The 26444-nt window shown below is 60.0% G+C and carries 27 protein-coding genes; 13 read left to right on the top strand and 14 right to left on the bottom strand.

From position 1 onward, the window contains the following. Window positions 1-104: 104 nt before the first annotated feature. Window positions 105-539, top strand: a complete 435-nt coding sequence (locus V6S97_RS04135; RefSeq protein ID WP_003508059.1) for a CBS domain-containing protein — start codon at window positions 105-107, stop codon at window positions 537-539. Window positions 540-591: 52 nt separating this feature from the next. On the opposite strand, the gene V6S97_RS04130 is transcribed toward V6S97_RS04135, so the two are convergent. From V6S97_RS04130 to folE, 4 genes are all read right to left on the bottom strand, one after another. Further along, window positions 592-921: a hypothetical protein gene (locus tag V6S97_RS04130; RefSeq protein ID WP_020811296.1), complete on the bottom strand. Its 330-nt coding sequence runs from the start codon at window positions 919-921 to the stop codon at window positions 592-594. A gap of 68 nt (window positions 922-989) precedes the next feature. Next, entirely contained in the window at window positions 990-1928 is a 939-nt protein-coding gene (locus tag V6S97_RS04125; protein ID WP_003508061.1) for a patatin-like phospholipase family protein, read from the bottom strand. Between the two features lie 95 nt (window positions 1929-2023). Beyond that, window positions 2024-2476 (bottom strand): phosphoribosyl-AMP cyclohydrolase, encoded by a 453-nt coding sequence (gene hisI, locus V6S97_RS04120; protein ID WP_020811294.1) that lies wholly within the window; start codon window positions 2474-2476, stop codon window positions 2024-2026. Window positions 2477-2600: 124 nt separating this feature from the next. Beyond that, window positions 2601-3227 (bottom strand): GTP cyclohydrolase I FolE, encoded by a 627-nt coding sequence (folE, locus tag V6S97_RS04115; RefSeq protein ID WP_003508063.1) that lies wholly within the window; start codon window positions 3225-3227, stop codon window positions 2601-2603. Between the two features lie 283 nt (window positions 3228-3510). Here folE and V6S97_RS04110 point away from each other — a divergent pair, with 283 nt between their 5' ends. The 4 genes from V6S97_RS04110 (at window position 3511) to thrS (ending at window position 6971) form a co-directional block, all read left to right on the top strand. Next, the gene (locus V6S97_RS04110; RefSeq protein ID WP_026364143.1) at window positions 3511-3957 is read left to right on the top strand and encodes an iron-sulfur cluster assembly scaffold protein; all 447 of its coding nucleotides are present in this window, start codon (window positions 3511-3513) and stop codon (window positions 3955-3957) included. Window positions 3958-3960: 3 nt separating this feature from the next. Continuing rightward, window positions 3961-4320, top strand: a complete 360-nt coding sequence (yidD, locus tag V6S97_RS04105) for a membrane protein insertion efficiency factor YidD (protein ID WP_003508065.1) — start codon at window positions 3961-3963, stop codon at window positions 4318-4320. Next, window positions 4317-4841 (top strand): DUF1697 domain-containing protein, encoded by a 525-nt coding sequence (locus V6S97_RS04100; protein WP_334426129.1) that lies wholly within the window; start codon window positions 4317-4319, stop codon window positions 4839-4841. The genes yidD and V6S97_RS04100 overlap by 4 nt, the downstream gene beginning before the upstream one ends. Window positions 4842-4967: 126 nt before the next feature. Next, window positions 4968-6971, top strand: a complete 2004-nt coding sequence (gene thrS, locus V6S97_RS04095) for a threonine--tRNA ligase (RefSeq protein ID WP_111792196.1) — start codon at window positions 4968-4970, stop codon at window positions 6969-6971. A 259-nt stretch (window positions 6972-7230) separates the two neighbouring features. Here the strand turns inward: thrS and V6S97_RS04090 are convergent, their stop codons facing one another. Further along, window positions 7231-8211, bottom strand: coding sequence for a hypothetical protein (locus tag V6S97_RS04090; protein ID WP_334426125.1), 981 nt, complete (start codon window positions 8209-8211; stop codon window positions 7231-7233). 109 nt (window positions 8212-8320) lie between these two features. On the opposite strand from V6S97_RS04090, the gene V6S97_RS04085 reads away from it, so the two are divergent. The 3 genes from V6S97_RS04085 to V6S97_RS04075 all read left to right on the top strand — a co-directional run bounded on the left by V6S97_RS04085 (window position 8321) and on the right by V6S97_RS04075 (window position 10779). After that, on the top strand, window positions 8321-8902 hold the full coding sequence (locus tag V6S97_RS04085) for a nitroreductase family protein (RefSeq protein WP_003508076.1): 582 nt from the start codon (window positions 8321-8323) through the stop codon (window positions 8900-8902). Further along, window positions 8902-9519, top strand: a complete 618-nt coding sequence (locus V6S97_RS04080; RefSeq protein WP_334426124.1) for a flavin reductase family protein — start codon at window positions 8902-8904, stop codon at window positions 9517-9519. The genes V6S97_RS04085 and V6S97_RS04080 overlap by 1 nt, the downstream gene beginning before the upstream one ends. A gap of 105 nt (window positions 9520-9624) precedes the next feature. After that, window positions 9625-10779, top strand: coding sequence for a DUF2336 domain-containing protein (locus tag V6S97_RS04075; RefSeq protein WP_111794200.1), 1155 nt, complete (start codon window positions 9625-9627; stop codon window positions 10777-10779). A 223-nt stretch (window positions 10780-11002) separates the two neighbouring features. Here V6S97_RS04075 and V6S97_RS04070 read toward each other — a convergent pair whose 3' ends face one another. Beyond that, window positions 11003-11422 (bottom strand): hypothetical protein, encoded by a 420-nt coding sequence (locus tag V6S97_RS04070; RefSeq protein WP_111794198.1) that lies wholly within the window; start codon window positions 11420-11422, stop codon window positions 11003-11005. A gap of 106 nt (window positions 11423-11528) precedes the next feature. On the opposite strand from V6S97_RS04070, the gene V6S97_RS04065 reads away from it, so the two are divergent. Then, entirely contained in the window at window positions 11529-11984 is a 456-nt protein-coding gene (locus V6S97_RS04065) for a GNAT family N-acetyltransferase (protein ID WP_080866211.1), read from the top strand. A gap of 246 nt (window positions 11985-12230) precedes the next feature. On the opposite strand, the gene V6S97_RS04060 is transcribed toward V6S97_RS04065, so the two are convergent. Beyond that, on the bottom strand, window positions 12231-13463 hold the full coding sequence (locus tag V6S97_RS04060) for an AI-2E family transporter (protein ID WP_111794197.1): 1233 nt from the start codon (window positions 13461-13463) through the stop codon (window positions 12231-12233). Window positions 13464-13694: 231 nt separating this feature from the next. Here V6S97_RS04060 and V6S97_RS04055 point away from each other — a divergent pair, with 231 nt between their 5' ends. Beyond that, a complete protein-coding gene (locus V6S97_RS04055; RefSeq protein ID WP_003508084.1) occupies window positions 13695-15428 on the top strand; it encodes an ABC transporter ATP-binding protein in 1734 nt (577 codons plus the stop codon). A 23-nt stretch (window positions 15429-15451) separates the two neighbouring features. On the opposite strand, the gene V6S97_RS04050 is transcribed toward V6S97_RS04055, so the two are convergent. Further along, window positions 15452-15679: a hypothetical protein gene (locus V6S97_RS04050; RefSeq protein WP_003508088.1), complete on the bottom strand. Its 228-nt coding sequence runs from the start codon at window positions 15677-15679 to the stop codon at window positions 15452-15454. A 465-nt stretch (window positions 15680-16144) separates the two neighbouring features. Here V6S97_RS04050 and V6S97_RS04045 point away from each other — a divergent pair, with 465 nt between their 5' ends. The 3 genes from V6S97_RS04045 (at window position 16145) to arsK (ending at window position 19168) form a co-directional block, all read left to right on the top strand. Next, on the top strand, window positions 16145-17470 hold the full coding sequence (locus V6S97_RS04045; protein ID WP_003508089.1) for an Nramp family divalent metal transporter: 1326 nt from the start codon (window positions 16145-16147) through the stop codon (window positions 17468-17470). Window positions 17471-17598: 128 nt separating this feature from the next. Beyond that, window positions 17599-17967, top strand: a complete 369-nt coding sequence (locus tag V6S97_RS04040) for an ArsR/SmtB family transcription factor (protein WP_020809330.1) — start codon at window positions 17599-17601, stop codon at window positions 17965-17967. After that, window positions 17933-19168 (top strand): arsenite efflux MFS transporter ArsK, encoded by a 1236-nt coding sequence (gene arsK / locus V6S97_RS04035; protein WP_174035330.1) that lies wholly within the window; start codon window positions 17933-17935, stop codon window positions 19166-19168. Before V6S97_RS04040 ends, arsK begins: the two co-directional genes overlap by 35 nt. A gap of 185 nt (window positions 19169-19353) precedes the next feature. Here the strand turns inward: arsK and V6S97_RS04030 are convergent, their stop codons facing one another. The 6 genes from V6S97_RS04030 to V6S97_RS04005 form a co-directional block, all read right to left on the bottom strand. Then, complete coding sequence (locus V6S97_RS04030) at window positions 19354-23172, bottom strand: vitamin B12-dependent ribonucleotide reductase (RefSeq protein WP_087744134.1); 3819 nt, start codon at window positions 23170-23172, stop codon at window positions 19354-19356. Further along, window positions 23162-23293, bottom strand: a complete 132-nt coding sequence (locus V6S97_RS04025) for a hypothetical protein (RefSeq protein ID WP_020812850.1) — start codon at window positions 23291-23293, stop codon at window positions 23162-23164. The genes V6S97_RS04030 and V6S97_RS04025 overlap by 11 nt, the downstream gene beginning before the upstream one ends. Before the next feature lie 350 nt (window positions 23294-23643). Next, window positions 23644-23850 carry a hypothetical protein gene (locus tag V6S97_RS04020; RefSeq protein WP_153464134.1) on the bottom strand — a complete coding sequence of 69 codons (207 nt, stop codon included), beginning with the start codon at window positions 23848-23850 and terminating at the stop codon, window positions 23644-23646. After that, entirely contained in the window at window positions 23851-24348 is a 498-nt protein-coding gene (gene gpt / locus V6S97_RS04015; RefSeq protein WP_111794193.1) for a xanthine phosphoribosyltransferase, read from the bottom strand. A 299-nt stretch (window positions 24349-24647) separates the two neighbouring features. Next, window positions 24648-25493: a universal stress protein gene (locus V6S97_RS04010; protein WP_087744131.1), complete on the bottom strand. Its 846-nt coding sequence runs from the start codon at window positions 25491-25493 to the stop codon at window positions 24648-24650. 103 nt (window positions 25494-25596) lie between these two features. Next, on the bottom strand, window positions 25597-26388 hold the full coding sequence (locus tag V6S97_RS04005; RefSeq protein ID WP_080866189.1) for a competence/damage-inducible protein A: 792 nt from the start codon (window positions 26386-26388) through the stop codon (window positions 25597-25599). Window positions 26389-26444 lie beyond the last annotated feature (56 nt).

Genomic DNA, 26444 nt, shown 5'->3' with positions numbered 1-26444 from the left:
CATGCGGGATTGCATTCATGCGGGCCTCAGCGCACCATATCTCATGATTTGCAACCGCCGGGGGAGACTGCGGCACTGCGGATCGCTGAAAAGAGGAGGAAGGCATGCCTACATTCGTAAAGGATCTTCTCGACCGCAAGGGCCGGGACGTCGTGACTGTCGGTCCGGAGGTCAGCATCGGTGAAGCGGCGGCAACGCTTAATGCGCATAAGATCGGTTCCGTCGTCGTGACCGACGCCGACGGTGTCGTTCTCGGCATCTTCACGGAACGCGATCTGGTGAAGATCGTGGCGGGCCAGGGTGCCGCTTCCCTCCAGCAATCCGTTTCGGTGGCCATGACCAAGAATGTCATTCGCTGTCATCACAATTCCACCACCGATGAGCTGATGGAAATCATGACGGGTGGACGTTTCAGGCATGTTCCTGTTGAAGAAAACGGCCGCCTTGCCGGCATCATCTCCATCGGTGACGTGGTGAAGGCGCGGATCGGCGAGATCGAAGCAGAAGCGGAGCACATCAAGGCTTATATTGCCGGATGATCTTGCGTCCCGGCGTCAGATGGCTGGAAAAGGTTCAATCTCGGGCCGGGACTCACGCATCGCCCTTGGTAACAAGTCGCCATTGAAGAAAGTCGGCTATTTTCGCCGATATTTCCACGTAGAAGTTTTGCGTCTCATAATCAGAGCAGACAATTTCAACCCGATTGAACTGTGAAATGAATTTGCCGCTGCTGGACCAGTTGCCATCGGCCGCTTCTTTCACGATGACGATGTCGATCCAGGGCTGACCGTCCGCCGACGTAAAGGTGACGTCGTTTGTCCGTTTGAGCTCAGGCTGTCCCTCCAGAAACCCGATCAATCGATTCGTGTCGCACAGTATGTTTTTGTCGGTCGGGGGCAGGACTGAGATATACCAATACATGGTCTCACCATCTCCGGGCGTTTCATCTATTCATTCTGGGCTTTGGAGACGTTTTTGAAAGTGGCGTATTAGCGCCGGAACGCCTGCTGCATGCGCTCAAGCTCCGGAATACGGGAGCGCGTTTCCTCATATCCCCGGTCGATGGCTTCGCTGGCGCGATGGAATTCCGAGAGGCCGATATGGTTGATGCGGGGATGAAGCATCAGATCGGGCGGGTCGCCCGCCAGACGTGAGCGCGAAATCCGGTCCTGAATGATGTTGAAGGCCTGCACCATGACGCCCGGCAGGCCGGGACGCGGCGCCGTTTCCACCGGCGGTGTGCCGCCGCCATGCGGTGAGGCCGCGTGCTTGACCACGGCGGAACGGCCAAACAGATCGTAGTTGAGGTTCACGGCGACGACCAGCGCCTGCTCATAGGCGCGGCAGACGGAAACCGGCACGGGATTGACGAGCGCGCCGTCAATCAGCGTACGGCCGTTGCATTGCACGGGTTCGAAAATGCCGGGCAGGGCATAGGATGAACGCAGTGCGGTAACGAGATCGCCCTGATGGATCCACACTTCGTGGCCCGTGCGCAGCTCCGTGGCGACGGCGATGAAGGGATGATCGAGGTTTTCGACGCGCAGGCCTTCGAGATGCTCCTGCATGCGCTTGGTCAGCCGCATGCCGCCAAAAAGACCGCCGCCGCCGATCGTCAAATCGAGCAGGCCGGCAATGCGGCGCATCGTCAGCGAACGGGCGAATTCCTCCAGCTCATCGAGCTTGCCGGCGAGATAACAACCGCCCACCAGTGCGCCGATCGATGTGCCGGCGATCATGCCGATCTTCACGCCGGCCTCGTCCAGCGCCCGCAGGACGCCGATATGGGCCCAGCCGCGGGCCGCGCCGCCGCCAAGGGCGAGCGCTATGCGGTGTTTGTCGACGATCTGGGTGACGGGCGGCTCATTGCCGGTGGCTTCGGGATTTCCAGCCGCAAGATGATTGTGACGATTTCCCCATCCCAACATGACCGCACTCCCTGCCAATTCTGTGAAGCTCCGCCCTTATCCCCGGAGCCCGCTATATTGGTAGCAAATTGGTGCGGCCGATGGAAGGTAGCCGTTTATTTGTCCGAATAGGTGGTGGCCGGATCGAAATGGCGGGTATCGTCGGTGATCTTCGTCACAGCATCGCCATTGGAGAGCTCGACGGTGCGATAAAAGCAGGAGCGGCGACCGGTATGGCAGGTCGCATCATGGCCGGCGACGGAGACCTTCAGCCACACCGCGTCCTGATCGCAATCAGTGCGGAATTCCTTCACCGTCTGCAGGTTGCCCGATGTTTCGCCCTTCTTCCAGATCTTGTCGCGTGAACGGCTGTAATAGTGGGCGATACCGGTCTCGAGCGTCAGCGACAGGGCTTGCGCATTCATATGTGCGACCATCAGCAATTCGCCGTCGCGTGCATCGGTAACCACGGCGGTGACAAGGCCGTGGGCATCGAATTTCGGCGAAAAGAGACCTGCGTTTTCGAGCACTTCCTTGTCCGCAGGCGCGGACGGAAACGAAATGGACATGGCTACCCCGGGAGAAAAGCGGAAGGTTTCAGAGCGGCGGGGAAAATGAGATCACTCCGCCACTCCAAAATTTGTCTGAGCATCGGGTTTTCAAAAAACCGCGCTACACTTTTCGGTCCGATGCCTAGCGGTTGCGCACCATGGTCATGAAGCGCACCTGCTCGGCCGGATCGTTCTTGAACGTGCCGGTGAAGCTGGTGGTCAGCGTCGTGGACCCCTGCTTGTTCACGCCGCGCATGGACATGCACATATGTTCGGCGTCGATCATGACGGCCACGCCGCGCGGTTTCAGGGTTTCTTCGATCGATCTTGCGATCTGCGCTGTCATGTTTTCCTGCGTCTGCAAGCGGCGGCCGAAGATTTCAACGACGCGGGCGATCTTCGACAGGCCGAGCACGCGGCCGGCCGGAAGATAGGCCACATGCGCCTTGCCGACGATCGGCACCATGTGGTGCTCGCAATGGGAGAAGAATGGGATGTCGCGCACCAGCACCACATCGTCATAACCGCCGACTTCCTCGAAGGTCGTGCCGAGCACGTCCTGAACGTTCAGCTCATAACCGGCAAAAAGCTCGCGATAGGCCTTGGCGACGCGCTTCGGCGTATCCAGAAGTCCTTCGCGGGCGGGATTTTCTCCTGCCCAGCGCAAAAGAACGCGCACTGCTTCTTCCGCTTCGGCCTGGCTTGGGCGAGCTTCTGCCACGTCGGTTTTTGCGCCAGCGCCGGGGAAATTCTTCACGATCGCATCCATTCCGTCTCTCCCGATGCGGGTAAAGGCCGCACCTGAATTCGTTTTTCATCGCGAACATTTGTTCGCAGTTGCTGCTATCTGGTTGTTTTACAGCATTTTGGCAAGACCGATGCTGTTATTTCGGTATCGGAGCCGTTAATTTCATCACGGCTTGATGTCCAGAAAGCTCGTTAGCATATAATGAGAATGAAGGGCAGGAAAGCTTCACTGCGACAAACGCTGTGTTTGAAAAATTTGACCTGTCCTGTTTTTGGGCAATCTTGAGCGCGCCGGGCACCTGACGATGGACGACATCTACAATAATCGCATTCTGGACTTTGCCGGGAATATTCCGCTGACGGGTGTTCTTGAAGATGCCGACGCCAGCGCCGAAAAACACTCGCGCCTGTGCGGCTCTAAGCTCAAGGTTTATCTGAAGGTCGAAGGCGGCATCGTGACGGCGTTTTCCCACGAGGTGCGCGCCTGCGCGCTCGGCCAGGCCTCCGCCTCCATCATGGCGCATCACATCATCGGCGCTTCCAGCGGCGAAATCCGGCAGGCGCGGGAAGACATGCTCGCCATGCTGAAACAGGGCGGCGAAGGGCCGGCGGGCCGTTTCGAAGATATGCGGGTGCTTCAGCCCGTGCGCGATTTCAAGGCGCGCCATGCCTCCACCATGCTGACCTTTGAAGCGGTGGTCGATGCTCTCGACCAGATCGAAGGCCGGCCGGCTTTGAACGCCGCAGGTTAGGTGATGTGCGGCGAACCGGGCTGCCGGCATCAGCAGACGGCGGAAAAAGCGGGCCGATCCCGCAACTGGGCGGGCAGCTTTGCCAAAACGCCGGGGCGGTTGTTTGGTGTCGGCCTTATCCGGCTTTATCAATTGACGCTTTCCGGCTTCATCGGAAACTCCTGCCGTCACATCCCCACCTGTTCCGAATATGGCTATGAGGCCATCGCCCGCCACGGGCTGTGGGCCGGCGGATGGATGACCCTGTTTCGCGTTGCGCGCTGCGGCCCTGGCGGCACGAGCGGACTGGACCCGGTGCCGGAAGCGCTCGGCAGCACGAGGCGCTGGTGGGCGCCGTGGCGTTACTGGAGCCTGCATCGATGAAGGATCACGTGGCGCTGCTGCACAGCATCGTCCTTGGCGCGGGCAAGCGGCTCATCATGGCCGATCTGCGCGCAATGGCTGAAGAACTGGGATTTGCCGAGTGCCGGACGCTTGTAGCCACCGGAAACCTGGTCTTTCGTGCGGAGGATGCTCCAGTTCGCGAGATTGAGGACAGGCTTGAACGCGCCTTCGAAAAGCGTTTCGACAAACATGTCGATATCATGGTTCGCCCGGCTCGCGACTGGCTGAAACTGGCGGCTGAGAATCCGTTTCCGGATGGCAATCCATCCGATGTCTGCGTTCGGGTGATGCGGGAGCCGCTCGGCGAGGACGTTCTCGGATTTCTCGAAAAATATCGCGGGCAGGAGAAGATCGCCGTGATTGGTGGCGATTTATGGATCGATTTTCTGGGAAAGCCGAGCGAGAGCCGGCTTCTCCCGGTCCTGACCACCAGGAGGCTCGGCATAGGCACGACCCGCAACGCCAATACCGTCAATGGTCTCGCGGAAATGCTTCGCTGAACGACCCTTCACCTTTGACTGGAATGGCAAAAGCCTTTATCAGGCTGCCTGTCCGTTTTCAGCGGGCAGATCATTATTCCAACACCACCCGCATTCGTTGGCGGGACTGGACAGGAGCACTAGACGATGTCTGAAGCCATTTCCCTTACATTTCCCGATGGATCCGTCCGCAGCTACGCCCCCGGCACGACCGGCCGCGAGGTTGCCGAATCCATTTCCAAATCGCTTGCCAAGAAGGCCGTCGCCATTGCGCTTGACGGCACCGTGCGCGATTTGTCCGATACCATCACCGATGGCAAGATCGAGATCGTCACGCGTGAAGACAAGCGTGCGCTGGAACTCATCCGCCACGATGCCGCTCACGTCATGGCCGAGGCCGTGCAGGAGCTTTGGCCCGGCACGCAGGTGACGATCGGCCCTGTCATCGAGAACGGCTTCTATTACGACTTCGCCAAGAACGAGCCCTTCACGCCCGAAGATCTGCCGAAGATCGAAAAGCGCATGAAGGAAATCATTCAGCGCAACAAGGCGTTTACCCGCGAAATCTGGTCGCGCGAAAAGGCCAAGGAAGTCTTCGCCGCCAAGGGCGAGAATTACAAGGTCGAGCTGGTTGATGCGATCCCCGAAGGTCAGGACCTGAAGATCTATTACCAGGGCGACTGGTTCGATCTTTGCCGTGGCCCGCATATGGCCTCCACGGGGCAGGTCGGCACCGCCTTCAAGCTGATGAAGGTGGCGGGTGCTTACTGGCGCGGTGACAGCAACAATGCGATGCTGTCACGTATCTACGGCACCGCCTGGGCAACGCAGGAAGAGCTGGACAATTATCTGCACGTTCTGGCCGAAGCCGAAAAGCGCGACCACCGCCGTCTCGGACGCGAAATGGACCTGTTCCATTTCCAGGAAGAGGGGCCGGGCGTCGTCTTCTGGCACGGCAAGGGCTGGCGCATGTTCCAGACGCTGACGGCCTATATGCGCCGCCGGCTCGCCAATACCTATCAGGAAGTCAACGCGCCGCAGGTGCTGGACAAGTCGCTGTGGGAAACCTCCGGTCACTGGGGCTGGTATCAGGAAAACATGTTTGCGGTGAAATCCGCCCATGCCTTTACCCATCCCGATGACGAGGAAGCCGATCAACGCGTCTTCGCACTGAAGCCGATGAACTGCCCCGGCCACGTCCAGATCTTCAAGCATGGCTTGAAGTCTTACCGCGAAATGCCCGTGCGTCTTGCAGAATTCGGCAATGTCCATCGCTACGAAGCATCGGGTGCTCTGCATGGCCTGATGCGCGTTCGCGGCTTCACGCAGGACGATGCGCATGTCTTCTGCACGGAAGAGCAGATGGCGGCGGAATGCCTGCGCATCAACGACCTCATCCTCTCCGTCTATGAGGATTTCGGTTTCAGCGAAGTCGTCGTCAAGCTCTCCACGCGCCCTGAAAAGCGCGTCGGTTCCGACGATCTCTGGGATCGCGCCGAAAGCGTGATGATGGATGTTCTGAAGACCATCGAGGAGCAGTCTGGCGGCCGCATCAAGACCGGCATTCTGCCGGGAGAGGGTGCGTTCTACGGGCCGAAGTTCGAATATACGCTGAAGGACGCCATCGGCCGTGAATGGCAATGCGGCACGACACAGGTGGACTTCAACCTGCCGGAACGCTTTGGCGCCTTCTATATCGACCAGAACTCCGAAAAGACGCAGCCGGTGATGATCCATCGCGCCATCTGCGGCTCGATGGAGCGCTTCCTCGGTATTCTCATCGAGAACTTCGCCGGCCACATGCCGCTGTGGTTTGCGCCGCTTCAGGTCGTCGTCGCCACGATCACCTCGGATGCGGACGATTACGGCCGCGAGGTCGCCGAAGCGCTGCGCGAGGCGGGCATGGCAGTCGAGACCGACTTCCGCAACGAGAAGATCAATTACAAGGTCCGCGAGCATTCGGTGACCAAGGTTCCGGTCATCATCGTCTGCGGCCGCAAGGAAGCGGAAGAGCGCACCGTAAACATCCGCCGTCTCGGTTCGCAGAACCAGACGTCGATGTCGCTCGAAGACGCGATTACAAGCCTCGTGGACGAGGCGACGCCGCCGGATGTGAAGCGCAAGCTTGCGGCGAAGAAGCAGGTTGCGTGATAAATGACAACGGCCCCTTCGGGGGCCGTTTTTGTTTGTGAACGATGTGCTGTAGCAGCGCTATGATTGGCAGAGGGCGGGGCATCCGCACTCCGTCACCCCGGACTAGATCCGGGGGCCAGTGCGATCAAGTCCTTGATCGCGAAAGACTCGTCCCTCACGGCGCAGACGCGCCGTGGCTGGATGCCGGATCTAGTCCGGCATGACGGAAGAGAAGTTTCGGACGTTATCGCTGGCGTCGCGGCCGGCTCAATCAGACTTACTCGAAATCCCCGGTCATATCTTCCGGCGCCTGATCTTTCATCAGCACTTCCACATCCGAATCCCGGCCCGACGTGACCTTGAAGTTACGCTGGTAGACCTTTTCCTTGTTACGGGCGATGGCGGTATATTCGCCTTCCGCCAGAACCATGGTCGAAAACGCGCTGACGCTTTCGTTCACCACATCGCCGCCGCCGTTCAGCACGGACCAGGCCGTATCGGCAATGGCTTCGCCACCCTCTTCGGACACCAGCTTGAGGGTGATCTGCGCGGCCTGGTGCTGCAGCGTCGCTTCTGTCAGCTTGCCGGCTTCCACCTGAATGTCGGCGCGCACCACCGCATTGACGTTGCCGTATTCGGAAACCACGTGATAGGTGCCGGCATTCAGCCGCACGATGGTGTTGGGCTTGATATCGGCCATGACGAGGCCGCGTTCGCCATCCGGCCGGGCGTCCGACGAATAGACGGAAAATTTGAGCTGGGTGCTGGAAATCTGCTTGTCGGACCCTGCGACCGCGTTCAGCACGAAGCCGCCGGCATCGAGAATCAGCACCTGTTTCTGAACGTTGCCGGACGTTGGGACATTGAGTTTCTTGGTGACGCCGGCGCGGCCGAAGGCGACGTTGACGAAATATTCGCCGGGTACCAGATTGAAATGGGCCGAGCCGCCCTCGGAGCTTGCCAGCATCGGCAATTTGCCGTCAGCGCCGGGAATGGGGCTGAAAACGCGCCAGGACAGGCCTTCTTTCACCGCCTCGCCTTCGCTCGTCAGCTTGGCTTCCATGGCGATATCGCGGGCGGTGCTTGCGGGGGCATTGGGTGCGGAAGGGGCGGTGAAAGCGTTGAGTTTCGGCATTTTCGGCGTGCCGCCGAGCTGCTTGAAGTCTTTAAAGGCATCCTGCGAAAAAGCGGCCTGTGATAAAAGGCCAAGCGCAACACATGCAATGGCCAGACGTGCCGCGATTTTGATTGCCGACATTTTCGATACCGATTGACTTCTTGATTTTCCCGCATCACTTCAAAACCAATGCCATGGCTATTTCAAGGCCCATGTTTCGCGATGACAGCAGAATGGAAGATTTTTGATCATGACAAGTGATATCAAGCTCCTCGATTATCTCAAGGCTCGCCGCTCTACGCCGGCCCTGCAACTTGCCGAGCCGGGACCTTCGAAGGGGCAAATCGAGGACATCCTGCGCCTTGCCGTGCGCGTGCCTGACCATGGCAAGCTCGCGCCGTGGCGTTTCGTGGTTTATCGTGGCGAGGAGCGTGTGCGTCTCGGTGAAGCGGCGCTCAGGATCGCGCTTGAGAAGAACCCGGAACTGGACCTGCAGCAGCAGGAAGCGGAGCGCACGCGCTTCACCCGCGCGCCCGTCGTTATCGCCGTCATCAGCACCGCCAAGCCGCATTTCAAGATTCCGGAATGGGAGCAGGTCATGTCCGCCGGCGCGGTGTGCCTCAACCTCATCTTCGCGGCCAATGCCAGCGGTTTTGCCGCGAACTGGCTGACGGAATGGCTTGCTTTCGACCCGGCATTCCTTGCTGAGACCGGCGTCAGCGGGGAAGAGAAGGTCGCGGGCTATATCCACATCGGCTCAACGACATTCCCGCCGGTGGAGCGGCCGCGGCCGGAGCTTGCCGATGTCGTCACCTGGGTCGGGGACGTCTGATGTTCTACACCACGGACACCAACCAGCACGGCCTGCCGCATGATCCGTTCAAGGCCATCGTCGCGCCGCGGCCGATCGGCTGGATCGGCTCCAAGGGCAGGGACGGTTCCATGAACCTCTCGCCCTATTCCTTCTTCAACGCGATTTCGGACCGGCCGAAGCTCGTCATGTTTTCCTCGAGCGGCAGGAAGGACAGCCTGCGCAATGTCGAGGAAACCGGCGTCTTCACCGCCAATCTCGTCAGCCGTCATCTGGTGGACCGGATGAATGCGTCTTCTGCACCTGTTGCTTATGACGTTGATGAATTCTCCCTTGCCGGCCTTACCGCCGTCAATGGGCGGGTGGTGGACGCGCCGTTCGTCGGCGAAGCCCTGGCTGTTCTGGAATGCCGGGTGACGCAGATACAGCAACTCGGGGATCTCGACGGCAAGCCGACGGATTCGTGGATGGTGATCGGGCAGGTCATGGCGATCCATATCGATGAAACGATCATTCGTGATGGCCGCATCGACATGGCGCTGTCGCGCCCCGTGGCGCGCATGGGTTACATGGATTACTGCGATGGCGGCAGCGATGTGTTCCAGCTGCAGCGCCCCTCTACTACGCCGTCAATATAATCCTTCGCCGACAAGGGTTAAATTTTATGGTGAACCAAACGTAAACCATTTGCGCCTAGAGTTTTATACATGGTGGCGGCGATGATGCCGCCATCCATTGTATGAATGTGTTTCGAGGCTCAGGTGATCGTACAGGCATTTCTTCGCTGGTCTGAAAAGGCTGGATCGACCGAGCGGGCGAAAGCTGCCAATGCGCTCGGCCGTGCCTATCTGCAGTCCGACATGGCGCGGGAAAACCGCGATGCCGCCTATATGGCGATGACCTATCTTCTCGATGACCCTTCACCGCGTGTGCGGCTGGCGCTCGCCGAAGCGCTGGCGGATGCCCAAGACGCACCGCGCGCCATTCTCGTTTCGCTTGCCGAAGACCAGCCGGAAATCGCCTGCACGGTGATTGCCCGTTCACCGGTTCTCAGCGAGGCCGACCTGGTTGATCTGGCCGGACGCGGCGAAAGCCTGACGCGCGCGCTCATCGCCGCAAGGCCCGGTCTGCCGCGCGGGGTCTGCGCCGCACTCGCCGAGGTCGGCGATCTGCCCGAAACTATCATCCTGCTCGAAAACGACGATGCATTCATCACGCCGTTCTCGCTGCGTCGCATTGCCGAGCGCCATGGCCGCGACGCCGATATTCGCGACCTCCTGCTGCGCCGCGAGGCGTTGCCGGCCGATGCGCGGCACCTGTTGATGGGCCGCATCAGCGAGGCGCTCGCCGGCTCGGCGCTGGTTCACGCGATGATCGCGCGCAACCGTGCTGACAGTATTTTTCGCGAGGCGGAAGATTCAGCCACCATCCTCATCGCATCAAGCGTTTCCTCACCGGAACTGCCGGCGCTGGTGGAGCATCTGCGCCAGCGGCTGGAACTGACGCCGGCGCTGCTCATCCACGCCGTCTGTTCGGGCCGGCTGGAGTTCTTCACGGCGGCGATGGTCAATCTCTCCGGTCTCGACGACCGCAAGGTGCGCGCCATTCTGGCGACGGGGCGGCCGCATGCGCTGAAGGCCCTGTTCCAGTCCGTCGGGCTATTTGGCGATGTCGTCGACGTCTTCATCGAGGCGACGCTGATGTGGCGCCGCGCCGCTCGCTCGCAGCTTTCTGAGGCGGCAGCATCCGTCTCAGCCGAGTTGCTGGCGCATTTCAGCGACGTCAACGGTTCCGAAACGCTGTTCGAACTGCTGCATGCCGTGCGCAAGCTTGCCATTGCCGAAGAACGGCAGAAGGCGCGGTATTATGCGGAAGCGCTGACGTTCGAGGCGGCGTAAGGCCCGGGGTTCCGCGGGTGCGTCTTCTCACCCTCATTCCTGTGCTGGTCACAGGAATCCAGCCAGCCCAAGTCTTTGGGCTGAGAGGCCTCTTTTCGCCGCGCAGACGCGAGTCGACTGGATTCCTGTGACAAGCACAGGAATGAGGGCAGTGGGCGCTTTCCTGTCAGAGGAAACCTCTGCATTGCAGCGGCAAAGAAAGCTGGCGTGGCGTTTCCCGCAATCATTTATCGAACCGCTTGGCGATCCATGAATAGCTGTTTTCGACCATCCTGACCGGCGTTCCCAGGAGGTGCTTTATGCCTTCTGTGGACGGCAGGATACGGCTGACGCGGCCGATCGCCTGCCTGGTGAGGCTCTCTTCTTCCTTCGGCGTTACCTCTGCGGTCGCCTGCTGCGTTCCGGCAGGTGCTGCCGCGCCGGGCGTATTGCCCGCCGTCTGCGGGGCCTGCTCACCCGGTGTCTGGCACACGGCCACCACGACCGGGTAGGGCGCATTGGCGTAACGCTCCAGCTCCTTTTCCGATACGGCGTCACACAATTCGATGCTCGTCCAGCGCTGCTGCGAGGTGGCGATGTAATGGCAATCGGTGGCGCTGTCGTCACAGCCAAGGAAGGTCATGAGAACGAGGGCTGTTTTCATGGGGTGTGTTGCCTCTGTCGGGAATAATGCTCTAGAAACTCATCTATCCCGATTGCAGTGACATTACGACGAAATACGCATTTTTATAGAGAAGGCAGGCATCGCATTGGCCACCGAAATCAAGCTTGAAACACCACGGCAGGACGCGGTTCTGCGCCTCATCGATCTCTCCAATACCTATATGGCGTCGCTTTATCCCGCCGAGAGCAATCATCTGGTCGATATCGGCCAGCTGGAAAAGGACAATGTCTCCTTTTTCGTGGTGCGACACGATGGCCGCGTGGTCGGCTGCGGCGCGCTGGTGGAGGCGGGTGATGGCACGGCGGAGGTCAAGCGCATGTTCGTTGATCCCGAGGCGAGGGGATTGCGGATCGGCAAGCTGATCATGGATACGCTTGTCGCGCGCGGTACCGAACTCGGCCTTTCCGCCATCCGGCTGGAAACCGGGATCAGCCAGCCGGAGGCGATCGGCCTTTACCGCAAGGCTGGGTTTGTGGAGATCGAGGCCTTTGCGCCTTATAAGCCTGACCCGCTCAGCCTGTTCATGGAAAAGGCGCTTTAAGGCGAAGGCACCGATCGGTCGGATGGGCTGGCGATGTGACTGTTTGAGGTATAGCCGCAGCATCCGCCCACGTCACCCCGGACTAGATGCGGGTCCAGCGCGATCAAGTCTTTGATCGCGGAAGACTCTTTCACTGAGCCATGGCTGATGCCGGTATCCAAGCCCGGCATGACGAAAGAGAGGGAAGCGGCCTTGGCCTGTCGGCTGGCGCTCCACGTCATCGCCGCTCACCGCAGGCTTCACCAGTCAAAAGGCAGCTTTCCGAAATGCCGTCGTTTCCTCGCTATCGTCTTCGAGCGCGGCAACCTCATCAACGGGATCGTCCTCTGTCGGCGGCGGGGCCTCGGTGGTGGTGGCGGCGGACAGTTCCACCTCGCGCACCCATTCGCGCCAGATTGCCACCAGCAGCGCCATCAGCACCGGGCCGATGAAGAGGCCGAGGAAACCCATGGTCTTGACGCCGCCGACAAGGCCGAAAAAGGTGGGCAGGAACGGCAGCTTGATCGGTCCGCCGACGAGTTTCGGGCGGATGGTCTTGTCGACGATGAAGAGTTCGACCGAGCCCCAGACGAAGAGCGCCAGCCCGTGGGCGGGCGAGCCACTGGCGACCAGATAGATCGACACCAGCGTAAACGAGAGCGGCGCGCCGCCGGGAATGAGCGCCATGACGCCGGTCAGCACGCCGAGCGTGACGGGCGAGGGCACGCCGGCGATCCAGTAGGCGATGCCGAGGATGATGCCTTCGCCGATGGCGATCAGCGTCATGCCGGTTACGGTCGAGCTGATGGTGGCGGGCACGACCCTCGAAATGCGTTCCCACCGTGTCGGCAGGATGCGTTCACCCACCAGATCGACCTGACGGGTGAAGCCTGCGCCATTGCGGTAAACGAAGAACAGCGCGATCAGCATGAACAGCAGGGTCAGCACGAGATGGAACGCGCCGTTGCCGGCGGCGAGGATCGCCCGGTAGATATTACCGATATTGGCGCCGCTGACGAGCTGGATGAGCTCGCCGATGGCGCCCGGCGTGCCGATATATTTCACCCATTGTTCGCCGAGCCAGGGGCCGACGGCGGGAAGGGCGGCGATCCAGTCCGGCACGGGCGCGCCCGTCTTGTTGACGTGCACCGCCCAGCCGAACCATTCGCGGATTTCGGTTGCCGTATAGGAGGCGGCGATGAAGATCGGCACCACGAGGAAGGCAATGATGAGGATGATGGCGATGGTGGCACCGAGCGTCGTGTTGCCGCCCACCTGCCGCAGAAGCCGCGTATAGACCGGCCAGCTGGCGAAACCGATGACGAGGGCGGCGAGAACCGGAACCAGAAAGCCGTTGAAGAAATAGATGCCCGCAAGGACGACCAGAAGGAGCAGCCAGCGCGCAGCCGAAATAGGCGGGATCAGGGCGATCCGCGTCGGGCTGGCGGGACCAAGCCATCTCGGTTCGCCACTGGGCTTACGGCTGTCAATGTTACTCACGGCAGGCTCTTTCTCGCATTCTCCCCGCAAGGGGTGCATTCACTCTGTCACACCGATACATATAAGTGCAATATAACCCGATCACATTACCGTTGTGTGTTTATTGCTGAACCTATTGAACGATTTTGGTAAAAATAGAACATCGGTCTTGGCGCGCGCATTGAAATATGACAATTAAACTCCGTTTTTATTGCGGCGTAAGGTTGCCGCGCCCGATCTCCAGGTCATGCCATGCTGCGCCGTTTCTTCGCCTATTACCGTCCCTATCGCGGTCTGTTCATTCTCGATTTTTCCTGCGCGGTTTTGTCGGGCGTACTCGAACTTGGCTTTCCGATGGCCGTGAAGACCTTTGTGGACGTGCTGCTGCCGGGCGGTGAATGGGCCATCATCCTCGCCGCTTCGGTCGGGCTGCTCGTCATCTATGTGCTGAATACCGGGCTGATGGCGACCGTCACCTATTGGGGACACATGCTCGGCATCAATATCGAGACCGACATGCGGCGTCTGGCTTTCGATCACCTGCAGAAGCTCTCCTTCCGTTATTTCGACAACCAGAAAACAGGCCATCTGGTCGGGCGGCTGACGAAGGATCTCGAAGAGATCGGCGAGGTGGCCCATCACGGCCCCGAAGACCTGTTCATCGCCATCATGACCTTCATCGGCGCCTTCCTGCTGATGCTGTCGGTGAATGTGCCGCTGGCGCTCATTACCGCCGCCGTCGTGCCCGTCACCGCCTGGGTGACCAGCCGTTACGGCGGCCGCATGACGCAGAATTTCCGCGCGCTTTATGGCCGTGTGGGGGATTTCAATGCCCGTATCGAGGAAAATGTCGGCGGCATGCGGGTGGTGCAGGCCTTCGCCAACGAGGACCACGAGCGCGCGCTGTTCGAGAAGGACAACCAGAAATACCGCCGCACGAAGCTCGATGCCTACAAGATCATGGCGGCCAGCACCTCGCTGAGCTACATGAGCATGCGGCTGACGCAGATGATCGTGATGATCTGCGGCGCATGGTTCGTGCTGACGGGCGGTCTCACGGAAGGCGGCTTCGTTGGCTTCCTGCTGCTGGTCGGCGTGTTTTTCCGCCCGGTGGAAAAGATCAATTCGGTCATCGAGACCTATCCGAAGGGCATTGCCGGTTTCCGCCGCTTCACCGAACTTCTCGACACAGCGCCTGACATTGTCGATGCGCCTGATGCGGTGGACGCGCCGCTGCTGCGCGGCGATATCGAATATCGCCATGTCGGTTTCGGTTATGCCGAGGGCAAGCAGGTTCTCACCAATATCGACCTGACGATCAGCGCCGGCGAGACGGTGGCCTTCGTTGGTCCTTCGGGCGCGGGCAAGACCACGCTCTGCTCGCTTCTGCCGCGATTTTATGACGTTACCAGCGGCGCGATCACCATTGACGGCATCGATATCCGACAAATGAAACTCGCTTCGCTGCGCAACCAGATCGGCATCGTGCAGCAGGATGTCTTCCTGTTCGGCGGCACGATCCGCGAGAACATCGAATATGGACGGCTTGGCGCATCGGATGCGGACATCATGGAGGCGGCGCGGCGTGCCCGTCTCGATGGCGTCATCGAGGCCATGCCGCTCGGGCTCGACACCGTCATCGGTGAACGCGGCGTTAAATTGTCCGGCGGCCAGAAACAGCGTCTCGCTATTGCCCGCATGTTCCTCAAGAACCCGCCGATCCTCATTCTCGATGAGGCGACCTCCGCGCTCGACACGGAAACCGAGCGCGCCATCCAGCAATCGCTGACCGAGCTTGCCAAGGGGCGCACCACGCTCGTCATCGCCCACCGGCTGGCGACGATCCGCGATGCCTCGCGCATCGTGGTGGTGGACCAGACCGGCATTGCCGAAACCGGCGCCCATGCCGAGCTTCTGGCCGCCAAGGGCCATTACAGCCGCCTGCATGAGGCGCAGTTCAGCGGCCATCTTGCGGGCTTGAGCTGAGAGCGGCGCGTTTGCGCCGCAGCTTACCCGCCGTTCTCCGCTGCCTGTTCCTCCACGATGCCGGGGTTTGGCTCCGGCTTGCCGGGATGGCTGGTGACGAGATAACCCATGGCAACCGCGGCGGCGACGATGAACAGTAGCACGATGCCGCTGATCGTCATCAGCCAGTCGCGCGGCCTTCGATACGCCATGATATATTTCGGCCATCGGCTCGGATGGTTCACCAGGCTGAATTTATGGCCATGTCGCATGAACTTCCCCGGTATTAGAGTGTTCCTGAAATATAAACGCAGACAAGTGCGGCGCTGTTCCGCAAGGGCGGAGCAGGGGCGATGACAAGGCCGTGAGCCCGGCTGGCTGTAGCTCCGTCGTCTACACCTGTCGGCATGGCGGTTTCCGTATTTGCTACCACCCTTTCTCATCCGACCTCCGTCATTCCGGCCCTGAGCCGAATTCAGCAGAGGCGCGTCTGCGCGGCGAGACGAGTCTTTTTAACGGCAGGAACTGGGCTGGGCACTGGCAAGGGTCGGAAGGACGGGAAGGAGGGGTGTCGGCCCCCCAACGGGAACGTGGAGGTGCGCCGGATTGCGTTCAAACCGTACAGGTTCCCCCGGCACCGTCTGCATGGCTGCAAAAACTCCCCTTGTCAGCCGCTATTGCTTATGCGAATGATTTGCAACTGCACCAATTCAACCTTCCCTTTGAAAGCGCATAAAATGGACAAGCCAGTCTTTGGATGGCGACGAAACGGCGACGACCTCTCGTTATCCGACGTTCACAGTTCGATCAGGATCAATCCGAATGCCGGCACGTTTCGCCGGGCGATGGCGTTTTTCGGCCCCGGATATCTCGTTGCCGTCGGTTATATGGATCCCGGGAACTGGGCGACGTCGCTCGCCGGCGGATCCAAATTCGGTTACACGCTGCTGACGGTTGCGCTGGTCTCGAACATCATGGCGATTGTGCTGCAATCGCTCTGCGCGCGTCTTGCGATCGCATCCGGCCGTGATCTTGCACAGGCCTGCCGTGACGCCTATCCGAAACCGGTGGCAATGGTGCTCTGGCTGCTCGCGGAAATCGCCATTATCGCCACCGATATTGCCGAGGTCATCGGCACGGCCATCGGCCTCAACCTCATCTTCGGCATTCCGCTCGAACTCGGCGTCCTCATCACCGCGCTCGATGTGTTTCTGATCCTCTATCTGCAGAAGCTCGGCTTCCGCTGGGTGGAGGCGCTGGTCATCACGCTGCTTGGCGTCATCGCCGTGTGTTTCGCCATTCAGGTGGCGCTGGCTGATCCCGACTGGGGGCAGGTGATCCTCGGTTTTGCGCCGACGACTGAGATCGTCACCAATCCTGATATGCTCTATCTGGCGCTCGGTATTCTCGGCGCCACCGTCATGCCGCATAATCTCTATCTGCATTCGGGCATCGTGCAGACCCGCGAAATCGGCGAGACAGTTGCCGAAAAACGCGAGGCGCTGAAATTCGCCACCCTCGATTCCACCATCGCGCTGATGTTCGCCCTGCTCATCAACGCCTCGATCCTCATCCTCGCAGCGGCGACCTTCAACAAGACCGGGCAGACGAATGTCGCCGAACTCGGTGAGGCGCATAATCTGCTCGCGCCGCTGCTCGGCCTTGCCATTGCGCCGACGTTGTTCGGCGTGGCGCTCTTATGCTGCGGCATCAATTCCACCGTCACGGCAACACTCGCCGGCCAGATCGTGATGGAGGGTTTCCTCAAGATGCGGCTCGCCCCCTGGCTGCGCCGCCTCATCACCCGCGCCATCGCCATCGTCCCCGCCGCCGGCGTCACCATCTTCTATGGCGACAGCGGCACGGCCGAACTCTTGATCCTGACGCAGGTGGTGCTCAGCCTGCAACTCTCCTTCGCCGTCTTCCCGCTCGTCATGTTCACCGCCGACCGGACGAAGATGGGCGAGCTGCGCTCGCCGCTCTGGCTTTCGGCCTTCGCCTGGCTGATCGCGGTGGTGATTGCGGCGCTGAATGTGAAGCTGCTGGTGGATTTTATGGGATGATAGAGGGGGGCGGGCCGCGCCTTTTCGAGGCGCGGCTGCCGCATCCCGTACGACGTCGACATAATCGTCTTGTCGGCCTCGATAATCTGCGTTATCCATCGATACAATAATTCAAGGATTGTTGAAATATGGATGAGCGTCAGGCCCTGCTGTCATTTTCGGCTCTCTCGCAGGAGACCCGTCTGTCCATCGTGCGAGCACTTGTTATCGCGGGACCTGAAGGATTGGCCGCGGGCGTGATCGCCGAGCGCATGGGCGTCTCGGCAACGAATGTGTCGTTCCATCTCAAAGAGCTGGAACGGTCTGGTTTGATCTCACAGCGACGCCTGTCGCGATCGATCCTCTATAGCGCGAGCTACGATACTCTGGCGTCCCTCGTGAAATTCCTGATGGAAGACTGCTGCGCCGGGCATCCGGCCGTCCGGGAGGATGTCGAGCGTGGCAACAGCTGCCACCCTGCCGATGGCCGTGCTGAAGAGGGCAACATCGTTGCGTGATTTCAGGGCGTCTGCGGCCACCGTTTCTGCGCTCGGCCTTACACAGATCGTGGGTTATGGCACCCTCTATTATAGTTTCAGCATCCTTGCGCCCGGCATGGCGAAAGATCTGGGCCTGACGCTCTCTCAGGTGTTTGCGGTTTTTTCGGTATCCCTTTTTATCGGCGGTCTTTCGGCAACCTATATCGGTAGGCAGATGGACCGGATCGGCGCCGCAACCATGATGACAATCGGTTCGTTTCTTGCGGCATTGACACTGGCGCTCTGCGCTTTATCGCCCTCGGTTGCGATCTTTGCCGCTGCGGTCATCCTGCTCGAAATATCCTCCGGTATGGTGCAATATCAGGCGGCGTTTGCGGCTCTGGTGGAAAACAATCCTCGTTCGGCGTCCCGAAACATCACCTATCTCACTCTCATCGGTGGTTTCGCATCGACCATTTTCTGGCCGATCTCGGCTGCGTTAGCCGTCCACCTCGATTGGCGGGAGATCTATCTCGTCTTCGCGGGACTTAATCTTTTTCTTTGTATGCCGCTTCACTTCTGGATTATGCGCGCAGGAAAGACGGGACCGAGTGCCGACACGACGAGCCGCGCGCGCGAGACCGTCGTGGGTGCTCTCCCTTCGCATACGAGACGCCGTGGGATGATCTTGGTCTCCTTCGCTTTCGCGATACTGGGTTTTACTCTCTCCGCCATCCTCGCCCATATGGTGCCGATGCTTGGAACCGTGGGGCTGGGAGCGGCTGCTGTCGTGATCGGCTCTCTTTTCGGTCCGGCTCAGGTTCTCAGTCGCTTGATCAACATGATCTTCGGCAAGAGCCTCCCGCCGCCAGCACTTGCGGTGCTTTCCGCTGTTTTAATCGTGCTGGGCATATTGATCCTGCTGGTGACAGCCAGCTGGCTACCGGGGGCGGTTGCCTTCGCCATCTGCCTTGGTCTGGGCTCAGGCATCAACAGCATCGCACAGGGAAACCTGCCGCTCTATCTATTCGGATCCGAAGGCTATGGGGCAATTACAGGAAAGATGGCAGCCGCTCGGCTTGCGGTGGGTGCCGGCGCGCCGTTCGTCTTTGCGGCGCTTACGGAGAATCTTGGCTTGAGCTTCGCACTGACGCTTAACGCGTGTCTCGGGCTGGTCAGTATCGCCGCATTCGTTGCGGTTGCGGTTTATGCGAAGGCATCTGGAACGCCAACTATTTGATCCAATCGATGTCAGACTAATGGCGCTTCAAGGCCCGTTGCTTCTTAGCCGCTCCGGTGTAGCGGGTCGCAGGTGGCAGGTCATGGTCATTCAAAAAGAAAAATCCGGGCACTTTTCAGTGTCCGGATTTCCATCATTTGCGCGATTGGCCAATTTCAGGTGCCGAGAAACCTTGTTGCCCCTGCTTAGCTGCAACCACTCGTCGCACCGCAGGTATCGCACTTCTCGCAAGTGCCGTTCCGCACCATCGTGAAGTTCTGGCATTCCGAGCACATGTTGCCCGTATAACCCTGTGCAATGGACCGCATGCGGCGTTCGTTTTCCTTCTTCTTGGCTTCCGCCTTGGCCGATGCCGCGTCGGCGGCGGCCTTGTCGGAGAAGAGGGCGGTGGCGGTCTGCTTGGCTTCCTGAACCACGTCGTCGATTACCTCTTCGGCAATCTCTTCCGCCAGTTCCTTGGCGCGTTCTTCATAATCGCGCTTGAAGGAGACGATTTCCGAGGTGGAGATCGCGACTGTCGGTTCCAGCTTGCGGGCGGCTGAGCCTGCAAAGGAAGTGACGTTGGCCGAGGCGCGGGCGGGGGCTGCCGTTGCCGAGCCCTTGGGTTCGGAAGCAGCACGTTCGCCTTCGTTGTTGGAAACCAGCGTCGGCTTGTAACCGCGTGTCCAGCCGGTGGAGAGCAGATTGGTCTTGCCTTCCTGGATACCCTTGCCGAGTGCCGTATTGGAGAAGTCAGACGTATCGACATGAGCGAGGTCGTGGCGGCCGAGATAGGATACGGCGAGTTCGCGGAACACGTAGTCGAGGATCGACGTGGCGTTCTTTATCGCGTCGTTGCCCTGCACCATGCCGGCCGGCTCGAACTTGGTGAAGGTGAAGGCCTCCACATATTCTTCCAGCGGCACGCCATATTGCAGGCCAAGCGAAATGGCGATGGCGAAGTTGTTCATCATCGCACGGAAGGCAGCGCCTTCCTTGTGCATGTCGATGAAGATTTCGCCGATGCGGCCGTCACCGAATTCACCGGTGCGCAGATAGACCTTGTGACCGCCCACCGTTGCCTTCTGGGTGTAACCCTGACGGCGGTTCGGCAGCTTTTCACGCTCGCGCGATACCCGCTCGATGACGCGCTCGACGATCTTTTCGGTGATCGTCACGGCCTGCTGGGCGAGCGGCTGCTGGACCAGTTCCTCGACGAAATCTTCGTCGTCCTCGTCTTCCACCAGCGAGGCGTTGAGCGGCTGGGAAAGCTTGGAACCATCGCGGTAAAGGGCGTTGGCCTTCAGCGCCAGCTTCCAGGACAGCATGTAGGCTGCGCCGCAATCTTCCACCGTCGCGTCATTCGGCATGTTGATCGTCTTGGAGATTGCACCCGAGATGAAGGGCTGTGCCGCCGCCATCATGCGGATGTGCGATTCGACCGAGAGGTAACGCTTGCCGATCTTGCCGCAGGGGTTGGCGCAATCGAAGACCGGCAGGTGCTCGTTCTTCAGGAACGGTGCGCCTTCCAGCGTCATCGCGCCGCAGACGTGAACGTTCGCCGCTTCGATGTCCTTCTTGGCAAAGCCGAGATGCTCCAGCAGGTTGAAGCTCATGTCGGAGAGCTGCTCGTCGGAAACCTTGAGCGTCTCCTTGAGGAAGTCAGCGCCGAGCGTCCACTGGTTGAAGACGAACTTGATGTCGAAGGCGCTCTTCAGCGCAGCGTTGACGGCTTCGATCTTCTCATCGGTGAAGCCCTTGGCCTTCAGCGTGGAGGGGTTGATGGCCGGCGCCTGGTTGAGATTGCCATGGCCGACGGCATAGGCCTCGATCTCGGCGATCTGGCTTTCGGAATAACCGAGCGAACGCAGGGCATCCGGAACCGCGCGGTTGATGATCTTGAAGTAACCGCCGCCGGCGAGCTTCTTGAACTTCACCAGCGCGAAGTCGGGCTCGATGCCGGTCGTGTCGCAATCCATCACGAGGCCGATCGTGCCGGTCGGCGCGATAACTGTCGTCTGGGCGTTGCGGTAGCCGTTCTTTTCGCCAAGTTCCAGCGCCTTGTCCCAGGCGGCTGTCGCATGGGCGATAAGGTCCTGATCCGTGCAATCGGCGTGGATGAGTGCAACCGGGTTGACCGAAAGGCCCTCATAACCATCCGACAGGCCATGGGCGGCGCGGCGGTGGTTGCGGATGACGCGCAGCATGTTGTCGCGGTTCGGCGCAAAGCTCGGGAAGGGGCCAAGCTCGCCGGCCATTTCAGCCGAAGTTGCGTAGGAGACACCGGTCATGATCGCGGTCAGTGCACCGGCAATGGCGCGGCCCTCATCGCTGTCATAGGGAATGCCCGACGACATCAGCAGGCCGCCGATATTGGCGTAACCGAGACCAAGCGTGCGGTATTCATAGGAGCGTTCGGCAATCTGGCGCGACGGGAACTGCGCCATCATCACGGAAACTTCGAGCACAACGGTCCACAGGCGGACGGCATGTTCATAGTCGGCGATGTCGATGCGCTTCGTCGCCTGATCCTTGAACTGCAAGAGGTTCAGCGAGGCAAGGTTGCAGGCCGTGTCGTCGAGGAACATGTATTCCGAGCACGGGTTCGAAGCGCGGATCGGGCCTTCGGCCGGCGAGGTGTGCCAGTCGTTCATGGTGGTGTTGAAGTGCAGGCCGGGATCGGCCGACGCCCAGGCGGCGTGGGAAATCTTTTCCCAGAGGTCGCGGGCCTTCAGCGTCTTCATCACCTTGCCGTCCTTGCGGGCGGTGAGGTTCCAGTCACCGTCATTCTCGACAGCGCGCAGGAAGTCATCCTTCAGCGAGACGGAGTTATTGGAATTCTGGCCGGAAACCGTGAGGTAGGCTTCCGAATCCCAATCCGTGTCATAGGTCTTGAACTGAATGTCCTTGTAACCCTGTTCGGCGAACTGGATGACGCGCTTGACGTAGTTTTCCGGCACCATGTCCTTTTTGGCGGCGCGGATTTCGCGCTTCAGGGCAGGGTTCTTGGCCGGGTCGAAGCAGTCACCATTGTCAGCTTCGCAATTGACGCAGGCCTTCATGATCGCCTTCAGGTGCTTGGCGACGATCTTGGAGCCGGTCACGAGAGCAGCAACCTTCTGCTCCTCGTTCACCTTCCAGTCGATATAGGCTTCGATATCGGGATGGTCGGCATCAACAACCACCATCTTGGCGGCGCGGCGGGTGGTGCCGCCGGACTTGATGGCGCCGGCTGCGCGATCGCCGATCTTGAGGAAGCTCATCAGGCCGGAGGAGCGGCCGCCGCCGGAAAGCTTTTCGCCTTCGCCGCGCAGATAGGAGAAGTTGGAGCCGGTGCCGGAACCATATTTGAACAGGCGCGCTTCACGTACCCACAGGTCCATGATGCCGCCTTCGTTGACGAGGTCGTCTTCGACGGACTGGATGAAGCAGGCATGCGGCTGCGGATGTTCGTAAGCGGATTTGGACTTGGTCAGCTTGCCGGTGAAGGGATCGACATAGAAATGGCCCTGGCCGGGGCCATCAATGCCATAGGCCCAGTGCAGGCCGGTGTTGAACCATTGCGGGGAGTTCGGCGCAACGCGCTGGGTGGCGAGCATATAGGCAAGCTCGTCGCGGAAGGCCAGCGCATCTTCTTCGGACGAGAAATATTTGCCCTTCCAGCCCCAATAGGCCCAGGTGCCGGCCAGACGGTCGAAAACCTGGCGCGCATCGGTCTCGGAACCGAAACGTTCGGCTTCCGGAACGTCCTTCAACGCCTTTTCATCGGGAACGGAGCGCCACAGGAAGGAAGGAACGTCGTTTTCCTCAACCTTCTTCAGGAACTTCGGCACACCGGCCTTGCGGAAATATTTCTGCGCCAGAACGTCTGTGGCAACCTGGGAAAACTGCGCGGGAACGTCGATGTCAGCCAGACGGAACACGATCGATCCATCCGGGTTCTTGATTTCACTGACGGCCTTGCGGAAGTCGATCTCCGCATAAGGCGATTGGCCGGGCTTCGTGAAGCGGCGTTCAATGCGCATGGTTTCTGTCCTCGTCCATTGGGCGCCCGGTGGAGGGCGCAAAAATCCGGTCCAGCCGTGCGATGCCTTCGCGCAGCCGGTTGTTGCCGATCTGTAAGGGATGTTCATCCTTGGATGTCATCCCTGTATCTCGTGGCTTATTCGGCTGCAAGCATGTCATGGAATACTAAATATAGTATCAACAGCTTCCTGCCGCCAGTCCCCGCGTCATGTTTTTGGCGGTTTCCGAAAGGCGCGCAAAAGTCTGCGGCGAACCGCCCCCTCATGGTCGGGACCGCCGTTTGGACATGCGCGCTGAAGATGGAGAGGAACCGGCCTCGTTACTTTCCGGTCCGTTGCCGCCGCAACATAAATGTCACTTTCCTCTCGCGGCACAGATTCGTCAAGCCATAGATTGAAACCCATTTTTAACCACAAGATATTGTGTGAAGTGCCTGTGGAAAACGGGGATAGGAAAAGCGATTAGAAAAATCAGTGACTTGGCGGGAAAATTTGAAGCTTGCGCGAGACTGGTTTCCGCAACGGAAAGACAAAACCCCGCATTTCCGGGGTGAGGCATAATGGCGACACTGCGGTTTTTCCGTGTTTTTCCGCCGTCATCAAAGAAGGATTTTCTCCCAAAAAACCGCCCTCGGCGGGGCGGTTTTTCCTGTCCGATTTTTTAATGACGGCCGGCAATCAGCCGCGCGATCCCTTGGCGATCGGCTCCTGATAGGTGAAGCCCATGTCCCAGGGAAAATAAATCCAGGTATCCTGGCTGACTTCGGTGACGAAGGTGTCAATGGTCGGCACGCCCTTCGGCTTGGCGTAAACACAGGCGAAATGCGCCTTCGGCAGCATTTCACGCACTTCCAGCGCCGTCTTGCCGGTGTCGGTCAGATCGTCGACGACGAGCACGCCTTCGCCGCTGTCGGACATCAGCTCCGGGGCCACGCCCTTTAGCAGAACCGTGTCGCCCTGGTTCACATAGTCATGACGCGTGGCGATGCAGATCGTGTCGATCATGCGGATATTCAGTTCACGGGAAATGATTGCCGCCGGCACGAGGCCGCCGCGGGTGATGCAGACGATTGCCCGGAACTCTTTGTCGAGACCGGCAAGACGCCAGGCAAGCGCACGGGCGTCGCGGTGGAACTGGTCCCAGGAAACGGGAAAGGCTTTATCGGGAAGGGACATGTCGTCTACCATCTGGTCAAAATTGTCGATGGCTTTGGCTAATAGCCGCAAGACCGGCAAAAAGGCAAGCTTTCCGCTAAAAGGACAGGGCGGGAGATTGCCGCCTGTTTCTTCTCCCCGCCGGGGAGAAGGTGGCCCGAAGGGTCGGATGAGGGGAAAGCCTCATCGCATATCTCGACTGTCGCCCCCTCATCCCGCTGCCGCGGACTTCTCCCCGGCGGGGAGAAGAAACAAGCGGTGATCGCTCGTATAATGCGGGATGCGGAGGGGATGCGGCACTGTTTGCGCCGCATCCTTATTCAACGCGACAGCAGCGTCATTGCGGTCATGGAATCGAGCAGCGTGCGCGTCACGCCGCCGAACAGCAGCTCCCACCAGCGGGAATGGCCATAAGCGCCCATGACCAGAAGGTCTATGCTGTTATCGGACAGGCGGTTCTCGATGGCGGCCTGCGGCGAGATCCCTGCGATCTTTTCCTGCGAGGTGACGGTGACATTGACGCCGTGGCGGGCGAGGGTTGCGGCCAGTTCCGCGCCGGCAAGGCCGGAAGACTGGGTTTCGCTTTCGGCCTGATCGACGGAGAAAATCTCAACACTGTCTGCGGCCTTCAGGAAGGGCAGGGCGTCGAAGGTCGCGCGGGTCGCCTCGCGCGAGCCGTTCCATGCGATCAGGACGCGCTTGATCGGTTTTGCAACGGTCAGCACATGCGGCACGAGAAGAACGGGGCGGCCGCTTTCATAAAGGAAGCCGTCAATGTCCGAGCGGCTGTCTGACAGTGCCGAGGAGCTGCTCTGGCGGGCGACGATGAGATCGGCGCAACGCGCGCTGTCGATCGCCGATGCGGAGGCGTAACCCACCGAGGTGACGAAGCTGCGCCATTCATGCGAGATGCCATTGGCGGACAGGGTGTGCTCGAAGATAGTCCCGACGTCGGTGGTTTCCTTGTGCGCCACATCCTGCAGCGCCTGCACGGTGGCGGGATCGGGAATCTCCATCGGCGCGACGAGCGGAACGGCGGCCAGCGTTTCCATGTGCAGGCCAATCACATGCGAGGAAAACTGGTCGGCAAGGCTCACCACGAATTCGCCGAGCTTCTGCGTGTTCGAAACATTATCGACCACTGCCAGTATCGTTTTGTAACCCATTTCTCTCTCCTCGGTGACATGTCTTTTCTAGGGGGAGAGTGGCCGTCTTTGCCGATGGCCACCTTGATTTTGGTCAAACTTTTTTGTTTCAGGCCTTTTCGTTTCAGGCGGTTGCATCGCCCTTGCTGGCGGCCAATTGTTTCTCCTGGCCGATGGTTTCGATCATGGCCGCAACCGCTTCGGTCGCCGCCTTCAGCACGCCAGCGTCGCGGGCGCGCACGACGATCTCCGTCGAAAAACGCTGCCCGTCATATTTCGGATAGGAGCCGATGCTGGTTTCGGGATGCGCCTTCTGGATGGCCGTCAGCGGCGTGCCGATATCACCTTCGCCATAGGGCGAACGCACCGCCTGCGACATGACTTTCGCGCCGGTGCGCAGCGTCGGCATGACATTGTCGAGCATGGCCTGGAACACCTGCGGCACGCCGGCCATGACGTGGACATTGCCGATGACGAAGCCGGGGGCGACGGAAACGGGGTTGGCGATATGGGTCGCACCTCTCGGCATGCGCGCCATGCGCTTGCGCGCCTCGGTGAATTCCATCTCGCGGACGCGATACATGTCACCGAGCAGGCGCAGCGCCTCGGCGTCGTGTTCGCAGGGCAGGCCGAATGCCGCAGATACCGCATCCGCTGTGATGTCGTCATGGGTCGGACCGATGCCGCCTGATGTGAAGACATAATCAAAGCGGCTGCGCAGCGCGTTCAGCGCTTCCACGATCGCTTCCTCCTCGTCGGCGACGATGCGCACTTCCTTCAGGTCAATTCCGGACATGGTGAGCACATCCGCGAGGTGCCCGATATTCTTGTCCTTGGTGCGGCCCGAAAGCAGTTCGTCGCCGATGGCAAGCATGGCGGCGGTAACAACGGAGGAGGTGGAGGAGGGGTTGGACATGGGTGCACTCGTCATCTGTTTTGTCAGACGTTAACGCCGCGCCAGTGCGAATGCAA

It is taken from the genome of Agrobacterium sp. CCNWLW155, assembly GCF_036888815.1.
In the GTDB taxonomy this organism is placed as follows: Bacteria; Pseudomonadota; Alphaproteobacteria; order Rhizobiales; family Rhizobiaceae; genus Agrobacterium; species Agrobacterium radiobacter.
Note: the sequence above shows the minus strand (reverse complement) of the source record. Positions and strands in the feature narration are given on the sequence as shown.